Origin of the sequence: Pararcticibacter amylolyticus (assembly GCF_003130405.1) — a bacterium.
GTDB lineage: Bacteria > Bacteroidota > Bacteroidia > Sphingobacteriales > Sphingobacteriaceae > Arcticibacter > Arcticibacter amylolyticus.
This window is the reverse complement of the sequence record NZ_QEAS01000026.1, coordinates 1583-19004: the sequence shown is the minus strand read 5'-3', so window position 1 is coordinate 19004 and position 17422 is coordinate 1583. Positions and strand designations below refer to the sequence as shown.

Genomic DNA, 17422 nt, shown 5'->3' with positions numbered 1-17422 from the left:
TGCCAGGTATCAGCATACTCAGAAAGAACAGAACCACACCCTCATAACGCATATCAACTCTAATTAAATCACAACCATCAAACATGAAAAAAACCAAAAAATTATGGCTGGCATTTGCCATTGTAGTGGGACTGTCTTTTGCTACACTTGGTTACTACGGGATCAGGATCTACCAGGAAGCACCGCCGCTTCCAGAGAGCGTGATTTCCGGAAACCAGGTGATCTTTACCGGCGAAGACATTAAAGACGGGCAGAATGTATGGCAAAGCATAGGCGGTCAGGAAGTAGGATCGATCTGGGGACATGGAGCTTATGTGGCCCCTGACTGGACAGCAGACTGGATACACCGGGAAGCGGAATTTATACTTGACCTTAAAGCGCAACGAAAATACGGTGCTCCGTACAGCAGGATCACTGACGAAGAAAAAGCGGGCTTGCAGAATACCCTGCAAAAAGAAATAAGGGAAAATACCTTCAATAAGGCAGATAAGAGCCTGACAGTTTCATCAGACCGGGCTGCAGCATACAAGCAACTGGAAAAATATTACGCTTCTCTTTTCTCCGACGATCCTGCCTTCGATAAATTACGGGAAGCTTACGCCATACCTAAAAACGCGATCAAAGATCCGGAGAGGTTACAGAAGATAAGCGCGTTCTTCTTCTGGGCCAGCTGGGCCTGTACAACAAACCGTCCCAACGAAAACGTATCTTACACCCATAACTGGCCGGCTGAACCATTAGTGGGAAATGTAGCAACAGGAGACCTGATGCTATGGACAGGGTTCAGTGTTATCATGCTCCTGCTGGGCATCGGCATTCTGATTTTTTATAATGCTCAGAACAAGGAAGAAGAATTGTCAGACGATATCCCCGCTGAAGATCCGCTGCTGGAAGTAAAATCAACTCCATCCATGAGGGCGACCCTTAAATACTTCTGGATTGTTACAGCCCTCATCCTGGTCCAGGTGATTATGGGTGTCATAACGGCTCACTTCGGCGTAGAAGGAAGCGCCTTTTACGGCATTCCTCTCGATCAGGTACTCCCCTACTCCCTGAGCCGGACATGGCACGTGCAGATCGCCATCTTCTGGATAGCAACATCCTGGCTGGCGACCGGCCTCTACATTGCCCCTGCTGTTTCAGGATACGAGCCTAAATATCAGAAAGCAGGCGTGAATTTCCTTTTTATCGCGCTTCTGATCATCGTTGCGGGCTCTATGGCGGGACAATGGTTCGCGATCATGCAAAAACTGGGTTATGTGGAAAATTTCTGGTTCGGCCATCAGGGTTATGAATATGTAGACCTGGGCAGGTTCTGGCAGATCTTCCTGCTGATCGGGCTGTTCCTCTGGCTCTGGTTAATGGTGCGGGCACTTATGCCGGCTTTAAAGCAAAAAACATCCAGCCGAAATCTTCTCATGATGTTCATTATCTCTTCAGTTGCCATAGCTATGTTTTATGGAGCAGGACTGATGTGGGGAAGAAGAACCAATCTTGCCATCGCTGAGTACTGGAGATGGTGGGTCGTGCACCTTTGGGTAGAAGGATTTTTCGAAGTATTTGCTACTGTCGTCGCAGCCTTCCTGTTCACCAGGATGAAACTCCTCAATGAGAAAACAGCCACCCTGAACGTTTTATTTTCGACCATCATATTCCTTTCAGGAGGTATCATCGGCACCTTCCACCACCTGTACTTCTCGGGGACCCCGACTGCTGTTTTAGCACTGGGAGCAACGTTCAGTGCCCTGGAGGTAGTGCCATTGGTGATCATCGGAATCGAAGCCTACCACAACTACAGTATCAGCAAGCTTAAGCCCTGGGTGCAAGCTTACAAATGGCCTATCTATTGCCTGGTTGCCGTGGCATTCTGGAATTTCCTGGGTGCGGGTATCTTCGGATTTATCATCAATCCCCCGATAGCACTTTATTATATGCAGGGGCTCAACACCACCCCTGTACACGGGCATACTGCGCTTTTTGGGGTCTATGGCATTCTCGGCATTGGCCTGATGCTATTTGTTCTCAAAGGTTTATACAGACAAAATGTATGGAAAGATCAGCTCATAGGCTTTTCCTTCTGGTCCATCAATATTGGTTTGCTGCTGATGGTGCTGATCAGCGTATTGCCTATAGGCCTTCTCCAGACGGTAGCCAGCGTCAATCACGGGATGTGGTATGCGCGTTCTGCTGAATTCATGCAACAGCCGCTGATGAATACCCTCAGATGGCTGAGGGTGATTGGCGACACGATCTTCGCCTTTGGAACCGTCGGCCTTGCCTTATTTGTGATAGGGCTAAAGACAGGCTGGAGTTATCATAAGGGGGATTTCGATCTTAAGAAGGCGAAAAAAATTAAATAAGTCAGGTTGAGAGGGCATGGATGGGAACGATCTTTCGTTTCCATCCGGCTTTTATGGGATACGCAGATGAAGGCTCATCTTTCTTTTGGTTAATTAATTGTTAAGTTTATGTTAAAAAACAATCAATTAAAAGATACCATTTCATAATCCTTACATTAAAAATCAAAGACAAAACCGTGATAAGTTATCATAAGTTAACAATAAGAGCATTCAGAACATTCGGTCAAGATCATTTAAAACTTTAGAACCATTAATTTAAAATATTTATTATCAAATTCTTAATTTACAAAAACACATAAAAGAAAGCTCTTTAGCTGCACTGGTATATGAGCTTAATTAAAGCGGGCTGATTGAATGCTTCCGCACTCTTCAACATTCAAAACACGAATTATAATTCTGACATTTGCGCTATGCTCAATCATCATATTGTCGATTCACTCAGAACGGTAGATGAGGAAATCTACGAGGTCTGGAAAGTTTCCGTCTCAGAGAGTCAGACGAGGTACAGTAGCTATGCACTGTATTATAAAGAAGGAACGGATGACCAAAAAGTCAGGGGCCTTATTTATAAACTGACCGATACCAGGTTCACGGCAGCATTGATCGGAGAAGAACGAACAATCCCGACAGGAAGCCCCTATTTCAAATCTTACTGTTCCCTGATCGAAGATTTCCTGTCAAAGGAATACCCGGGAAAAACGGTCGAAAGCTTTGGTTGAATATCTAATCCGACTGTGAGCTTTCCGCCGGATCAATCATCCATTCCTTTTCCGGAAAGGATTTGCGACAGGTATTTTTCAATTCGCGATTCCCGTGTTTTAGCTTGTTTAGCCTGAGAAAAATATGACAGGTATGCCCGTTGACGTCCCGGAGTTAAGGACTTAAAAGACTTTTGCAGATCAGCATTCTCATCCAGCCTCCTTTGAAACTCTTCGGGTACCGGATACTCAGAAGTATCCTTCAAGGGCACTTTCAAACCCGACCTTTCTATTTCAACCGCCTGCCTGACATACTCTTTAATGGCAGACTCCTGGCTGATTATTTCACTCACATTGGTAAACCGGATCTGCCTGGCCGATTGAACATTTTCTGTCTGCTGGACCAGAATACTCATGTGATCCTTTAACAAGGCCCCTTTATGAAATAATAAAGCACAATATTCCTTAAATCCATGAATCAGCACCACGTTCTTGTCCTGCAGGGTATAACAGGGGTGCATCCATTTAAAGTCCTCTGCCAGTTCTTCATTATCGCAGACGATCTCCCTTAAAAGGGTCATTTCCTCTTTCCATTTTGATGCCTTATCCAGGAATTGATCAACGCTGGGATTCTTTTCTTTCTTCATGTGGCTTGTGAAATTCTTTTTGTTTCCGGACCGGAATATAAAGAAAAAACCTTAAGGTAAGGACTACAAGCGGATTGACTGAGTTACAGACAATGATCTGGCGCTTTCCTTCATTTGTTTTTGCGCGCGAAGCGCCCGCACCGGGATACTTATCCGGAGGAATAACCGGCGCTTTGCATCTTTTAGATACACTGCGTTAAGTTATGGCGTCAGTAAAAGGATTTAGTTGCAAATTTTAAAGGAAAAACGTATGTTCGGTGAAAACCACACCAACTATGAATCTCAGATACCTGTTGCTATTAACGGTCATTGCTGCGCTGGTCATTCAGCCAACCCGGACTCAGGCACAACTAAAGCTCGACACCCGGGAATTTAATCCAAAAGGCGAAGCCACCGTTGTCAGGCGAAACCAGATCATCGAAGTTACCTGGCCTGCGGGGCAGCAGAAATGGGGCAAGGTGCAGTTCGACATGTCTTCATCAGGAGCGTTACTAAAACGCATATCTCTCGGAAACAAAACGGAATTCCACACCATTTCGGAAGATCTCGACCCGGCATTTTTACTGAGCGTCGGTAAGCGCGACCTGTTGTCGCAGAACAGATGGAACATCTTTTTCGATAAAGTACCTTCGCGGCCCTTTAATACCTTTCCTGTTGTGCTCAGAAAGAGTGGAATTTCCGTAAAAAGTACCGGCAGCCGCACCATCGTGACGATAGGAAAACTTACGGCGGACCGGTTTTCCGGCGCACTCGAAGTGACTTTCTATAACGGTAGTCCCCTATTCAATATAGCTGCGGTGATGACCACCCGGACGGATGCGACAGCCATTGTGTACGATGCCGGATTAGTCAGCAGAACCCAGAAATGGAACAGCCTGGCCTGGATCAGTACAGCAGATAAAATGGAGTCCGCCCCGGTACAATATGCAGATTCAGCTCAGAACCTCACTGTGAAATACCGTACCATCACAGCCCGGAGCAAAGAGGGCACACTGGCCGTCTTCCCCGCCCCTCACCAGTATTTCTATCCCCTGGACGAAGCCTTCAACTTGAAATTCGTCTGGCACGGTAATAACTACCGGAAGATGCTGAATGGCTATGGAATAGGGATCCGGCAGGAATTGCAGGGCGACCGTCGTTTTGTCCCCTGGTTCAATGCGCCTCCGGCAACTCCCCAGCGCTTAAACTTCTATTGCCTCATCAGCGATGCCGGTGATGAAGCAGCACTGGGTGCTGTCAAAAAGTTCACAAACGCCGACCGGTATGCCAAACTCCCCGGCTTCAAAACGATGTCGAGCCATTTCCATAACGAATTCATCATGAACGTCGTTCTGGCAGGTAAACCCGTTCCTGAGAAACCCGAATTTATTGAAGTATTCAAACGGCTTGGCCTCGACATGGTACACCTGGGAGAATTTCACTATACCGCTCACCCTAAAGGTCCGGATTCGCTTCGCCTGCGGGAACTAAAGGCGCTGTTTGAGCAATGTGAGCGGTTATCAGACAACGATTTCCTGCTGATACCTGGGGAAGAACCCAATGAGTTCTTTGGCGGCCACTGGCTGCAGATCTTTCCCAAACCTGTTTATTGGGTCATGTCGCGGGATAAAAATGTCCCTTTTGCTGAAAATAAACCCGGCTTTGGAAAGGTCTACCACATCGGGGATAAAAACGATATGCTGAAGCTGCTGGAAGAGGAACAGGGTCTTGCCTGGACAGCTCATCCCCGTACAAAAGGCTCTGTCAATGCGCCTGACATCTACAATCATGAAGCCTTCTTTAAATCGGACCGCTTTATGGGCGCTGCCTGGAAAGCCATGCCTGCGGACTTATCGCAACCCCGCCTGGGCAAACGTGTGCTCGACCTGATGGACGACATGAACAACTGGGGAGATAAGAAGAAGGTGATTGCGGAAGCCGATCTCTTCACTGTCACACAGGAGAATGAGATGTATGCCCATATGAATGTCAATTACCTGATGCTGGATCAGTTGCCGAAATACAGCGAAGGCTGGAAGCCCGTGGTAGACGCCATGCAGCGGGGCAAATTCTTCAGCACCACCGGGGAAGTGCTGATGCATGAACTGAAGGTGAACGGTAGCCTTTCAGGGGAAACCGTAAAGCTGAACCCAGACGGCACGGGAGATGTCAGCCTGAAACTCAGCTGGACCTTTCCTATGAATTTCGTGGAGATCATCAGCGGCGACGGCGAAAAAGTATATCGTGAGAAAATCGGCCTGACGGCTACTAAAGCCTTTGGTGAACAGCAATTCCGGTTTCATCCAAAACTTAAGGGGCGTAAATGGGTCCGTTTTGAAGCCTGGGATTGTGCAGCGAACGGCGCTTTCAGCCAAACGTTCTGGCTGCAATAAACGCCTGAATAAACATAGCTTTCAAGCCCCTGAAGGATTGCTAATACCTGATTAAATGAAAATATTACAGCTTTCGCTCAAACATCCCCCCTTCTTTATTCGTATGAAATACTGTTTCTTTGTAATTTTTATTTGAGAACTAGCTAAACTACTTATTTGTGTCTGGTAAATATTCTTTTTTAGAAGGCGACGGACAGGTGGGAGAATTGATCCGCAACATCGACTGGTCTAAAACATCAATAGGTGATCCGGGAAGCTGGCCCGACAGTCTGACTTCGGCTGTCAGTATCGTATTGAACTCCGGCTTCCCTATTGCCATCTACTGGGGAAGTGATTTCAGTTTGATCTACAACGAACCCTGGAGCACTATACCCGGCGATAAACATCCCTGGGCATTAGGAAAGCCCGGACCTGCAGTATGGCCCGAGATATGGAACGGCCTAAGAGATGAATTTGAAACCGTACTGCATGAAGGTAAGTCTTACCGTCGTCCTGATGCACCACTCTATATGCACCGCTATGGGTATACCGAAGAGTGTTATTTCGATTATACCCTGTCGCCCGTGAAAGCCAGAGACGGATCGGTAGGCGGAGTTTTTAATGCGGTTATCGAAACCACGTTCCGGGTGATCAATGACCGGAGGAACGTCGTACTGGCAAGCCTGATAGACCATAAAAACGACTCTTCCAGCATTGTCGAGGCAAACGGTCTTATCAGGGATCTTCTGCTGACAGCGAAAGAAGATATTCCATTCTTTGCGCTATACAGCTGCATCGAAGACGAAAATATGGACATGGTATGCTGGGGCGGATTTTCTGAAGAACATGCCCTTATTGCCGCTCATCTCGATATCCGGGATCTGTATAGCCAGGCTGAGGGATACCTCGGCGATGTGCAGCAGATTTTCCGGCAGCCCATCCACCGGCATTGGCCCGAACCGGTTCAGGAAGCACTTATTGTACCGGTAGTAAGGGGCGACTCTAAAATAAAAGGGTACCTGATGCTGGGTGTCTCTGCCCGGAAAAGGCTTGATACCGACTATCGTAATTTTCTCCAAACAGCAGGAATGCATGTGGGCACAGTGCTGAATAACGCGCTGTCTTATGAAATCGGGAAGGCTTACCAGGCAGAACAGGTGTTAAATGAAGAGCTATCGGCAGCTAACGAGGAACTGGCAGCTACAAATGAAGAATTGCAGCATACCCAGGATCAACTCCATGCCCTGAACCAGGAGCTGGAAGACCGGGTACGCCGGCGTACAGAGCAACTGGCAGACGAGCGGGATAAACTTAAAAGGTTTTTTATGCAGGCACCTGCGGGTATCTGTATCCTTTCGGGAGAGGACCTGGTATTTGAGCTGGTAAACCCGGCTTACCAGGAACTGTTGCCCGGACGCGAACTGCTCGGCCGTCCCATCTTTGAGGCGCTGCCTGAGATCAAAGGACAGCCTGTAGAACAAATCCTGCAAGGGGTTTACACCACAGGGGAGCCCTACGAGGGAAAAGAACTTTATATCCCGATCGCCGTTCCCGGAAGCGCCGCTCTTGAAGACCGCTATTTCAATTTTTATTATCAACCCAAGCGGGATGAGCATGGCATTGTAGACGGCATCATGGCTTTCGTCTTTGAGGTGACACAACTGGTGGAGTCGCGGAAACTCTCAGAAAAAAACGCGAGAGATCTGCGGGACCTGGTGATGACCTCCCATTATCCCCTGCTGATCCTTCGGGGAAGAGACTATGTGGTAGAGGTTACCAATGAGCAGCTGGCTGCGCTCTGGAACAAGTCGCTGGAGGATATTCTCGGACGAAAGCTCCTGGATATCCTTCCGGAACTCGCATACCAGCCTTTTCCGGCTCTGCTCAAGCAGGTTTACAACACAGGCATACCTTACGGACAGGAGGAGGAAGTATTTTACGTTGAAACGGAAAACGGCCGGGAAGTAAAGTATATCAGCTTCTATTACGATCCGCTGAAAGACGCTGACGGACGGGTGAACGGGATCGTCGTAACAGCGGCCGACATTACACATCTGGTCAGGTCGCGCCTGCTGCTCGAAGAAAGCTACGAACAGCAGCAATCTTTAAACGAAGAGATCACTGCAACAAATGAAGAACTGGCAGCAGCCAATGAAGAACTGCTTGCGACTAACGACGAGCTCCATTTTACGCATACCAACCTGGAAGAATCGCTCAGCAATTTAGCACAAAGCGAAGCACGCTTCAGGTCACTTATACAGGATGCACCGGTAGCGATTGCCGTGCTGAGAACACGAGACCTGGTGATAGAAGCTGCCAACACTGCGATCCTGAATGTCTGGGGCAAGACCTCCGGCGTAATCGGGATGAGGCTTCCGGATGCCTTACCTGAATTGCAGAACCAGGCTTACCTCAAGCTACTGGATGAGGTTTATACCTCAGGGAAAACATATAAAGGAGATGAGTCCCGGGCATTCCTGGAACATGATGGAAAACTTGAAGAATTGTTCTTCAATTTTGTGTACCAGCCCTTATTCGATCAGCGTGGCATCACGAACGGCATTATGGTAGCGGCTATCGACGTAACTCCGCAGGTGAAGGCCCGCAGGGAACTTGAAAACGCACAAGATTCGCTAAAACTTGCTTTTGAGGCAGCAGAACTCGGAAACTTTGACCTTGACCTGGAAGAAGGCACCATGTTCTGGGATGCCCGATGCCGCAAGCTCTTTGGGATCAGCCATGACCGGGAAGTCACTTATGAACATGACTTCGTCAATGGTCTGCATCCCGATGACCGCGAACGCATCACCGGCATTATTAATAATGCTTTTATTAAATCAGTCAGCAATGGCGAATATGATGTAGAATACCGTACTATCGGTGCAGAAGACAACAAACTGCGTTGGGTAAGGGCTAAAGGGAAAGTGTATTTTGACGAATGGGATAAGCCGGTACGCTTTGCGGGTGCAGTGCTCGACATCACGGAACAAAAGCTCGACGAGATCCGGAAAAATGATTTTATCGGGATGGTGAGCCACGAGCTGAAGACACCTCTCACCTCCTTAAGCGCCTACGCCCAGGTATTGCTTTCTAAGGCTAAGGATGATGCATTCTCTGTACAAGCCCTGACTAAAGTAAACCAGCAGGTAAAACGGATGAGTGCCATGATTAACAGCTTCCTGAATGTATCCCGCCTGGAGTCGGGTAAGATCCAATTGGTAAAACAAGATTTCTTTATAAATGACCTGATCGATGAAATTATTAAAGAAACCCAGCTCATCACCAATTCTCATGAGATAAAATTTAACGCACCGGAACGCATTCACGTGCATGCAGACCAGGATAAGATCGGCTCCGTTATTACGAACCTGGTCAGCAATGCCATCAAATATTCTCCAAGGGGACACATGGTGGAACTTACCTGTAAAGCTATGGAAGATATGGTACACGTAGCTGTCAGGGACGAAGGGATAGGGATCAAACAGGAAGATCAGAAAAAGCTGTTTGAACGATATTACCGGGTAGAGAACCTGCATGCTAAACATATCTCGGGATTCGGTATCGGGCTCTATCTGTCAGGTGAAATCATCAGGCGGCATGGAGGCAGGATCGGCGTTGAAAGCGAGGCGGATAAAGGGAGTACTTTCTGGTTTACGCTGCCGCTGCATTCCTGATTGATCCGGCCTTATCAGTTTTTCCTTATCATTACTATATGAGCCGGGTATTGTCTCCTTCTTCTTTAAGAGATGATTTTAAATTGCGTTAACGCGTTCAGCAGATCGAAAAATCACAATTAACATTTCGACATTATTTGTTTTTTTGTCGAAACTTTTAACAAATAATACTGTTGTATGATGTAATACACAGTATGGTTGAGTCCGGTCATAATCAGTTGAAATGATAAGATTACCTTTTTACAGGACATTTACGAGCCTGATCACAGTGTGCTGCATCTCTGCATGCAGCAACAAAGAAAGCAAACCCGCCCCTGCTCCCATTCCGGTGCGCGTGCTGGAAGCAGCAAATAACACACAGGATTCCTCACAGCAAGCCATGAGCTACAGTGCAACGATAGAACCAGATAAAGGCATCATACTGAGCTTTCAGGTTTCGGGAACCATTACACAGGTACTTGCAGATGCCGGTCAGGCAGTAAAAAAAGGACAATTGCTGGCTACGGTCGATGAAGCAGCGTACCGCGATCAATATAATGCGGTCAGGGCACAGCAGAAAAAAGCCAGTGACAGTTATGAACGGGTATCCCAGGTATATCAGAAAGGCAGTATTGCGGAGGTAAAACTGGTAGAAGCCCGCTCAGGCTACGAACAGGCCACTGCAATGGCGGCTGCAGCTTATCAGAATGTAAAGCATTGCCGGCTTTATGCCCCTGAAAGCGGGTACGTAGGCAGGAAGATGATCGAGGCCGGGGCTACAGCCGCCGCAGGCATGCCGGCGTTTGAAATAGTGAAGATCAACGATGTAAAGATCAACGTCTCCATTCCGGAAAGTGAGTCGGGCAGCATACGGAAAGGCGACAGGGCGCGGGTATTTGTTCCGGCTCTGGGCAAATCCTATTCGGGTTCGGCCGATGAGGTCGGCATCGTGGCCACCTCCAGTTCCCATGCCTACGATGTAAAGATCAGCATTCCAAATAAAACCGGCGAGCTAAAGCCGGGCATGACCTGTCAGGCCTGGTTTGATGCGAAACGACCCTCTCAGGCCACTGAAGACGCCAGTATCGCCATACCTACGGTTGCCGTTTCTGTAGATGAGAAAGGAACAAACTTTGTATACGTGGTTAACCCCTCAGATAGTACAGCTCTCCGGAAAAATGTAAAAACCGGAGAGCTTCTGAAAGATGCTATTGTCATTACCTCCGGTATCAGCCGTAAAGACCTTGTGATTACTTCCGGGTATCATAAGATTACCAATGGAACCCGGGTAAGGATCATCAAATAGCCGCATTCATCTTAAAAGAATGAAAAAATCGAACACTATTATCGAGGCGGCTATTAAATATAAACAGCTGCCTCTTACTCTTGCAGCGGTCCTTGTTATTTTCGGGATCTATGCGCTGTTCAACATGCCCCGGAATGAGTTTCCGGAATTCACCATCCGCCAGGGCTTAATTGTCGGCTACTTCCCGGGAGCGACATCCAGTGAGGTGGAAGAGCAGCTTACCAGCAAAGTGGAGCAATATCTTTTCAGCTTCGAGGAGGTCGATAAGAAAAAAACATACTCTTACTCGCGTGACGGCCAGATGTATATTTACGTGGAAATCACAGAGAAGCCCGGCCCTGCTGCCACCGCAGCATTTTGGAACAAGCTAAAGAACGGAGTGCTCCTGATGAAGGGGATGCTTCCTCAGGGCGTACAGGCAATCGTGGTGAACAGTGACTTTGGAAGTACATCAGCAGTCCTGCTCGCTGTAGAATCTTCAGGCAGGCCCTATAAAGATCTTGAGAAGCATGTCAATAACATCGAAGATGAGCTTAGAAAAATCCCGGGGCTCTCCAGGATCAGCCACACCGGAAGCCTCAGGGAGCAGATCTGTGTCTATCTGGACAATAATAAACTGAACAAATATGGTATCAGTACAGGAATGGTTATGCAGGCCCTGCAAAAGCAGGGTGGCGTAAGCGCTACCGGCGAACTGAAAGGCGGCACCATCAACATCCCGGTACACACACAGCATCTTTATGCGAATGAGAACGACGTTGCTGCCCAGATCATCAAAACAGATGAGGAGGGGCACATCCTTCGGCTCAAAGATGTAGCAAAGATCCGGAGAGAGTACCAGGAGCCTGAATCCTTTATCAGCACCAATGGCACTTCCTGCATCGTGATCTCTATGGAGATGCAGAAGGGGAAGAATATTGTTCACTTCGGGCGTGAAGTAGACGAAAGGCTGAAAAGCCTGTCACACACTTTCCCTGCAGACATCAAGCTTACCAAACTGGCCGACCAGCCGGTGGTCGTAGCGGCATCGATCAATCATTTCATGAAAGAATTCGGCATTGCGCTTGTTTCTGTTATCATCGTCACAATGCTGTTGCTGCCTTTCCGGGTCGCAGCAGTTGCCTCCGCCACCATTCCGATTACCATTTGTGCCACATTATCCATCATGTACGCCCTGGGACTCGAACTAAACACAGTGACCCTGGCAGCCCTGATCATTGTATTGGGTATTGTGGTGGATGATCCGATAGTGGTGATCGATAACCATGTGGAAAAGCTGGATGAAGGTCTAAGTATATGGGAATCTGCCGTACGCAGCGCCCGGGAACTGTTCCCTTCGGTTTTTACAGCTACGCTCACTATCATTGCCACCTTTACCCCTCTTATTCTTTTTATGGTGGGTGTGGCCCGCGACTTTGTGTTCGACTTTCCGTTCACCATCATCATCGCGCTGGTACTTTCCCTGATTATTTCTATGCTGATCGTTCCTTATTTTAATACCATCTTTATAAAGAAAGGACTTCATGACCACAGCAAACCAAAGGAGCAGGATCCAGAAAAGAAAAAATCCCTGCTGGATACCCTCCAAAAAGTTTATAACCGAACCATTGAGTTATCGTTCCGGAATTCATGGATAGTGATCCTGCTCGCACTGGCAGCAGTGGCGGGCGGAGCCCTGATGCTTGCAGGAATACCGCAACAGTTGTTTCCTAAGGTTGACAGAAACCAGTTCGCCGTTGAAATCTATCTGCCTTCGGGCTACAATCTGAAAGAAACAAGCCAGGCCGTCAAGCAATTTGAGGGGGTTCTGGCGCGTGATAAACGCGTTGTACATTACACCAGCTTTACCGGCACCAGTTCACCGAGGTTCCATACCGTTTATGCACCCAACCTGCCGGCCCGCAACTATGCTCAGATACTAGTGAACACCACATCTGAAGAGGCAACAGAGGAGATCCTCACGGAATATGAAGAAAAATACCGGAACATGATCCCCGATGCCTATATCCGGATGAAACAATTAACGATGATCAGCACCCAGGCGCCTATTGAAGTGAGAATTTCAGGCGACAGCATCCCCGATCTGAGAGCGGTAGCTGAAAAAGTCGTAAACATCGCAAGGAAAAACCCGGATAATATATGGGTGAGAACCGATTATGAAGAAAAACAGCAGGGCATCAGACTGAACATCCATGAAGACGAGGCAGCGCGCCTCGGCTTCTCCAAATCGGATATTTCGGATGCCATTGCGATGAACCTCCAGGGCCTACAGGCCACCCAGGTCTGGGAAGGCGACTACGCTGTCGACGTGATCATCAAAACCCCCGAAGAGGAGCGAAGAAAAGCAGGCGACCTGAACGACCTGTATATCACGTCGCCACTGATGCATCAAAGCGTTCCGCTAAGACAAATCGCTTCCCTGGTGCCCGATTGGACTAACGGGCAGATCGCCCGGCGAAATGGCGTGCGCACACTGACGGTCAGGATTGACACCTATCACGACCTGGTACCGGCCGATGTGCTGTCAACCTTTAAAGACCAGATCGACCACCTTCCCTTACCTGAAGGTGTATCGGTCAGCTACGGGGGCGAGCGTGAAGAAATGCTGCGGAACATCGGCCCGATGGGCCTTTCCCTGCTGCTGAGCGTCATCGTGATCTTCCTCATTCTCCTGTTCCACTTTACACGTTTTAAGCTGGCTGCGCTCAGCCTGATAACCATGCCGCTGAGCTTGTTCGGCGCTGCACTGGGACTTCTGCTCATGAATTATCCTTTCGGGTTTACATCGTTTATCGGGCTTCTGAGCCTTTGCGGGATTGTTGTCCGGAATGGCATTATCCTGATAGATTATGCAGAAGAACTGCGTAAACACCACGGCCTGACCGTCCGCGAAGCGGCCATTGCAGCAGGAGAACGAAGACTCAGACCTATATTTCTTACATCAGCAGCGGCCGCAGTTGGGGTTGTGCCCATGATCATCAGCCGGTCTTCCTTGTGGGGCCCGCTGGGAACGGTCATCTGCTTCGGTCTTCTGTTTTCGATGGTGTTAACCCTGCTTGTACTTCCTGTTTTGTACTGGTTGTTCTTACGCAAGGAAGATACTGAAGCAGGCAGAGAACTTAACAATAACTAAAAATGAAATTTATTCTGTTTTCATTAGCGGCATTAAGCCTGTTCACCGCCAATGGGCGGGCACAAACGAAATTATCCCTGAAGGAAAGCAAAGAGCTCGCCCTGAAGAATAACTATACCATAAAAAATGGGCAGCTTACTATTTCCGCTTCCGAAGAAACCAAAAAAGCAGCCGTTTCTGCCTACTTCCCCAAAGTTGACGCCATGGGACTTGGCATCTACGCGTTTAATGATTTTATTTCTCCAATCCCGGGAATTCTGCCGCAGGGGATCGATAATGTGTACGCGGTGTCCGCATCGGCTCTGCAGCCAATATATATGGGCGGAAAAATCACGACCAGCAACCAGCTTGCCACCCTGCAAACGGATGTGAGTAAGACGCGGCTTTCCATGACAACAGATTCAGTCGTGCTGGAAACCGAACAAAGGTACTGGCAGTTGATCACCCTGAACGAACAGATCAAAACCCTCCTGGTAAATGAGCGTTACCTGGATACTTTATATAAAGAACTGACGGACAACCTGAAAGCCGGCCTGATTGCCCGGAACGATCTTATGCGGGTGAAAGTACAGCGCAACGAGATCACGCTTAATAAAGCGAAGCTCCGGAACGCCCGGCAACTAGCATCTATGGATTTCTGCCGGTTCATTGGCATCGGGTATGATCCTGCAATACAACTGACAGATTCCATTGCCGTGATATCTGATCCTAAAAGATGGCACGCCGACGCAGATTCAGTAGTAAAGCAAACAAGCGAATACAAACTACTCGAGAGCAATGTAAGAGCCAGCAAGCTGCAAACGGAATTGAAGAGGGCGGATTACCTGCCTTCACTTGCGGTCGGGGTAAATGTTTCGAAAGCCGGAATCATCGACAGGGGTATTGGCAGTACAGACTGGACACCTCTGGCTGTAGGAACTTTAAGTATCCCGATCTCCGGATGGTGGGGAGAGGCCCGGCATACGTTGAAAGAAAAGAAGATCAGAGAGAATATAGCGTCTAATACACTTATGGATACTGAAAGCCTGCTGAAGGTAAGGATCGCTAAAGCGTGGTATGATCTCGAAGAAGCCCGGCTCCGGGTAAGCCTGAGTGAAGATAACTATAAAGAGGCGGAACTGAACCTCAGGGCTGTCCATGACAGCTACCTTAGCGGGCTGATCAACCTCTCTGATCTTCTCAACGCACAGGCAGCGTGGCAGACAAGTGCATCGCAGGTTGTGGAAGCAAAAGGCAATTTCAGAAGCAGGCTGACATTTTACCGTTACGTTACCAGGCAGCTCTCTGCCGCTGACTAATCTTCCCTGTAATAAATACATTACATAAGGCATAAATCAATTTATCTAAGTTTGCTCAATGAATCAGGCGGATAAAGACGAACAAATCAGGAAAATTATCCTGAATGCGTTCCGGCAGCAGATAAAGAAATATGGTTACAACAAGGTAACAATGGATGATATTTCAAAAGCTGCCGGAAAAGGAAGAAGTTCGCTTTACTATTATTACAAAGGCAAGGAGGAAATCCTGGACGCTCTTTTACTGGAAGAAATATCAGAACTGAACCAATTTGTGATAGCAAAGGTGATCAAGCGCCGGTCGGCCACAGATAAACTGATCACCTATTGCAACGAAAAAATCATGCGGCTGCTCGACAAGATCAACGAGTATCTTATTGTTAGTTCCGAAATACTGGAAGATCCTGAAATGTATAAAAAGATCTCGCGGCTTCAGGACCCCCACGATGAAGAAGCCCTCAGGAGTATTATGGATGAAGGGATAAAAAGCGGTGAGTTCAGACCTCTCCGCCCAAAAGAGATTCACCTCATGGCGGTATTGATGAAGAGTTCGATAAAGGGAATTGCTCTTGAAATGTGCAACCAGGGAGGCGAAATTGATGTCACCTCCGTAAAACGCATGATTGAAGTCCTCTTTGTCAGGGGAATAATCGCCTGAACACACAAAAAAAAGTCACCATCCCACTTCTACTTTCCTGTTGGATTCCAGGCTGGCATCCCCCTGAAAATGTTCGCCAGAGTATATTTTTTTGCCTGAGCTGCTGATAATTGCTTCGACCAGCTCACCCGTTTCGCCGGTTGCGCACCCACTCCTGTACTCTTATATTCAGCGTAGTAAGCTGTTTTTTCTTTGTCGGGAAACATTTTATCGCCCGGCCAGTGATGCCACCCTTCCGGTCTTATATGAGCGTCCATTTCGGTACGGATAAAAACGGTCTTTGCATAGGGACGCCAGGGCCTGCCAAGATAAACTTCCCTGGCTTCGGGAGCTGCGGTAAGCCGGCAATCGAAAAACACGAACCCAAACTCCTGCTCCTTCCGCTGTGCAGCGGCTGTAATATAAGAATTACTCAGACTCTTAATTGTACATCCTTCGAAAACACAGATTGCCTCACCAAAAATAAAGTCGGTAGTTCCCTCGATATAACAATCCCGGTAATACTGCCTGCTGCCTGCCGTAGCTGCATACAAAGTATCCTGGTTCCCCAGGATACGGCAGTTCCTCACCTCCACCATATCTCCTTCCACGTGCAGCGCTACCGCCTGCCCCACTCTCCCCGCTGTATTGGCAATGGTAAGGTTTTCGATATGAGTACCCTTTGCTTCTACCAGAACGGTATATGAAGTGTATGTAGAAAACTTGGTCAGGCCGAAAGCATCGCTACCACCCTCAATCGGCTTGCCCGAGAAACCGGCACCTGTGATCACTGTATTTTCAGCACTCTCGCCAATCAGCGAGATATTCGTCTTCCAGGAAGGGACCACCAGTTTCTCGTGATAAACTCCTTTTTTTATATGGATCCTTACACGCGCTTCTCCTAAATCGCGTACCGAGTTAACGGCTTCCTGTATCGTTTTATAATTGCCGCTGCCGTCAGCAGCGACGATAAGTTCAGCAGGATAAGCAGTTTGTGCCGCCGCATAACGGAGGCCGGCAGAGAAAACGAGAAAAAACAGGGTGAAGTACTTCATTCTTAAAGTTTGTCCGCAAATTAACGGAATACTTTCTTTACGGGATCATCTGAAGGAAAATTTTCAGGATAGCAAGAGTACATTCAAAATCAACGCTGAATAGTTTAAACGCAATATCCGATTTGATATTCAGGGAGATAACGGATATAACTTTTACCTCAAGCTCCCGAAAGCTAAACCCAGATACTTGAGTAAATAATATCAATCATACTTCACATTAAAATAATTGAAATTTTGGTTGTGAGAAACAAAAGAAATTCTTTTCTTTGCACCACCAAAACGGATGA

10 protein-coding genes are annotated in these 17422 nt (G+C 47.8%); 8 read left to right on the top strand and 2 right to left on the bottom strand.

The window, feature by feature from the left end; translation table 11 throughout:
• Window positions 1-83: 83 nt before the first annotated feature.
• Window positions 84-2360: a nitric-oxide reductase large subunit gene (locus DDR33_RS22575; RefSeq protein WP_109418073.1), complete on the top strand. Its 2277-nt coding sequence runs from the start codon at window positions 84-86 to the stop codon at window positions 2358-2360.
• 350 nt (window positions 2361-2710) lie between these two features.
• On the top strand, window positions 2711-3079 hold the full coding sequence (locus DDR33_RS22570) for a hypothetical protein (RefSeq protein WP_146198832.1): 369 nt from the start codon (window positions 2711-2713) through the stop codon (window positions 3077-3079).
• Window positions 3080-3111: 32 nt separating this feature from the next.
• On the opposite strand, the gene DDR33_RS22565 is transcribed toward DDR33_RS22570, so the two are convergent.
• The gene (locus tag DDR33_RS22565; protein WP_109418071.1) at window positions 3112-3705 is read right to left on the bottom strand and encodes a YdeI/OmpD-associated family protein; all 594 of its coding nucleotides are present in this window, start codon (window positions 3703-3705) and stop codon (window positions 3112-3114) included.
• A gap of 275 nt (window positions 3706-3980) precedes the next feature.
• On the opposite strand from DDR33_RS22565, the gene DDR33_RS22560 reads away from it, so the two are divergent.
• The 6 genes from DDR33_RS22560 to DDR33_RS22535 all read left to right on the top strand — a co-directional run bounded on the left by DDR33_RS22560 (window position 3981) and on the right by DDR33_RS22535 (window position 16101).
• Complete coding sequence (locus DDR33_RS22560) at window positions 3981-6077, top strand: CehA/McbA family metallohydrolase domain-containing protein (RefSeq protein WP_238387907.1); 2097 nt, start codon at window positions 3981-3983, stop codon at window positions 6075-6077.
• A 158-nt stretch (window positions 6078-6235) separates the two neighbouring features.
• The gene (locus tag DDR33_RS22555; RefSeq protein WP_109418070.1) at window positions 6236-9730 is read left to right on the top strand and encodes a PAS domain-containing protein; all 3495 of its coding nucleotides are present in this window, start codon (window positions 6236-6238) and stop codon (window positions 9728-9730) included.
• Window positions 9731-9953: 223 nt separating this feature from the next.
• Complete coding sequence (locus DDR33_RS22550) at window positions 9954-11015, top strand: efflux RND transporter periplasmic adaptor subunit (protein WP_109418069.1); 1062 nt, start codon at window positions 9954-9956, stop codon at window positions 11013-11015.
• A 19-nt stretch (window positions 11016-11034) separates the two neighbouring features.
• Window positions 11035-14148, top strand: coding sequence for an efflux RND transporter permease subunit (locus DDR33_RS22545; RefSeq protein WP_109418068.1), 3114 nt, complete (start codon window positions 11035-11037; stop codon window positions 14146-14148).
• 2 nt (window positions 14149-14150) lie between these two features.
• Window positions 14151-15446 (top strand): TolC family protein, encoded by a 1296-nt coding sequence (locus DDR33_RS22540; RefSeq protein WP_109418067.1) that lies wholly within the window; start codon window positions 14151-14153, stop codon window positions 15444-15446.
• 58 nt (window positions 15447-15504) lie between these two features.
• Window positions 15505-16101 (top strand): TetR/AcrR family transcriptional regulator, encoded by a 597-nt coding sequence (locus DDR33_RS22535; RefSeq protein ID WP_109418066.1) that lies wholly within the window; start codon window positions 15505-15507, stop codon window positions 16099-16101.
• A gap of 29 nt (window positions 16102-16130) precedes the next feature.
• On the opposite strand, the gene DDR33_RS22530 is transcribed toward DDR33_RS22535, so the two are convergent.
• Window positions 16131-17135 carry a pectinesterase family protein gene (locus DDR33_RS22530; RefSeq protein ID WP_109418065.1) on the bottom strand — a complete coding sequence of 335 codons (1005 nt, stop codon included), beginning with the start codon at window positions 17133-17135 and terminating at the stop codon, window positions 16131-16133.
• Window positions 17136-17422 lie beyond the last annotated feature (287 nt).

Coding starts and splice junctions, on each gene's coding strand:
- DDR33_RS22575 (WP_109418073.1), top strand. CDS start 84: ATGAAAAAAACCAAAAAATTATGGCTGGCATTTGCCATTGTAGTGGGA.
- DDR33_RS22565 (WP_109418071.1), bottom strand. CDS start 3,705: ATGAAGAAAGAAAAGAATCCCAGCGTTGATCAATTCCTGGATAAGGCA.
- DDR33_RS22560 (WP_238387907.1), top strand. CDS start 3,981: ATGAATCTCAGATACCTGTTGCTATTAACGGTCATTGCTGCGCTGGTC.
- DDR33_RS22550 (WP_109418069.1), top strand. CDS start 9,954: ATGATAAGATTACCTTTTTACAGGACATTTACGAGCCTGATCACAGTG.
- DDR33_RS22545 (WP_109418068.1), top strand. CDS start 11,035: ATGAAAAAATCGAACACTATTATCGAGGCGGCTATTAAATATAAACAG.
- DDR33_RS22540 (WP_109418067.1), top strand. CDS start 14,151: ATGAAATTTATTCTGTTTTCATTAGCGGCATTAAGCCTGTTCACCGCC.
- DDR33_RS22535 (WP_109418066.1), top strand. CDS start 15,505: ATGAATCAGGCGGATAAAGACGAACAAATCAGGAAAATTATCCTGAAT.
- DDR33_RS22530 (WP_109418065.1), bottom strand. CDS start 17,135: ATGAAGTACTTCACCCTGTTTTTTCTCGTTTTCTCTGCCGGCCTCCGT.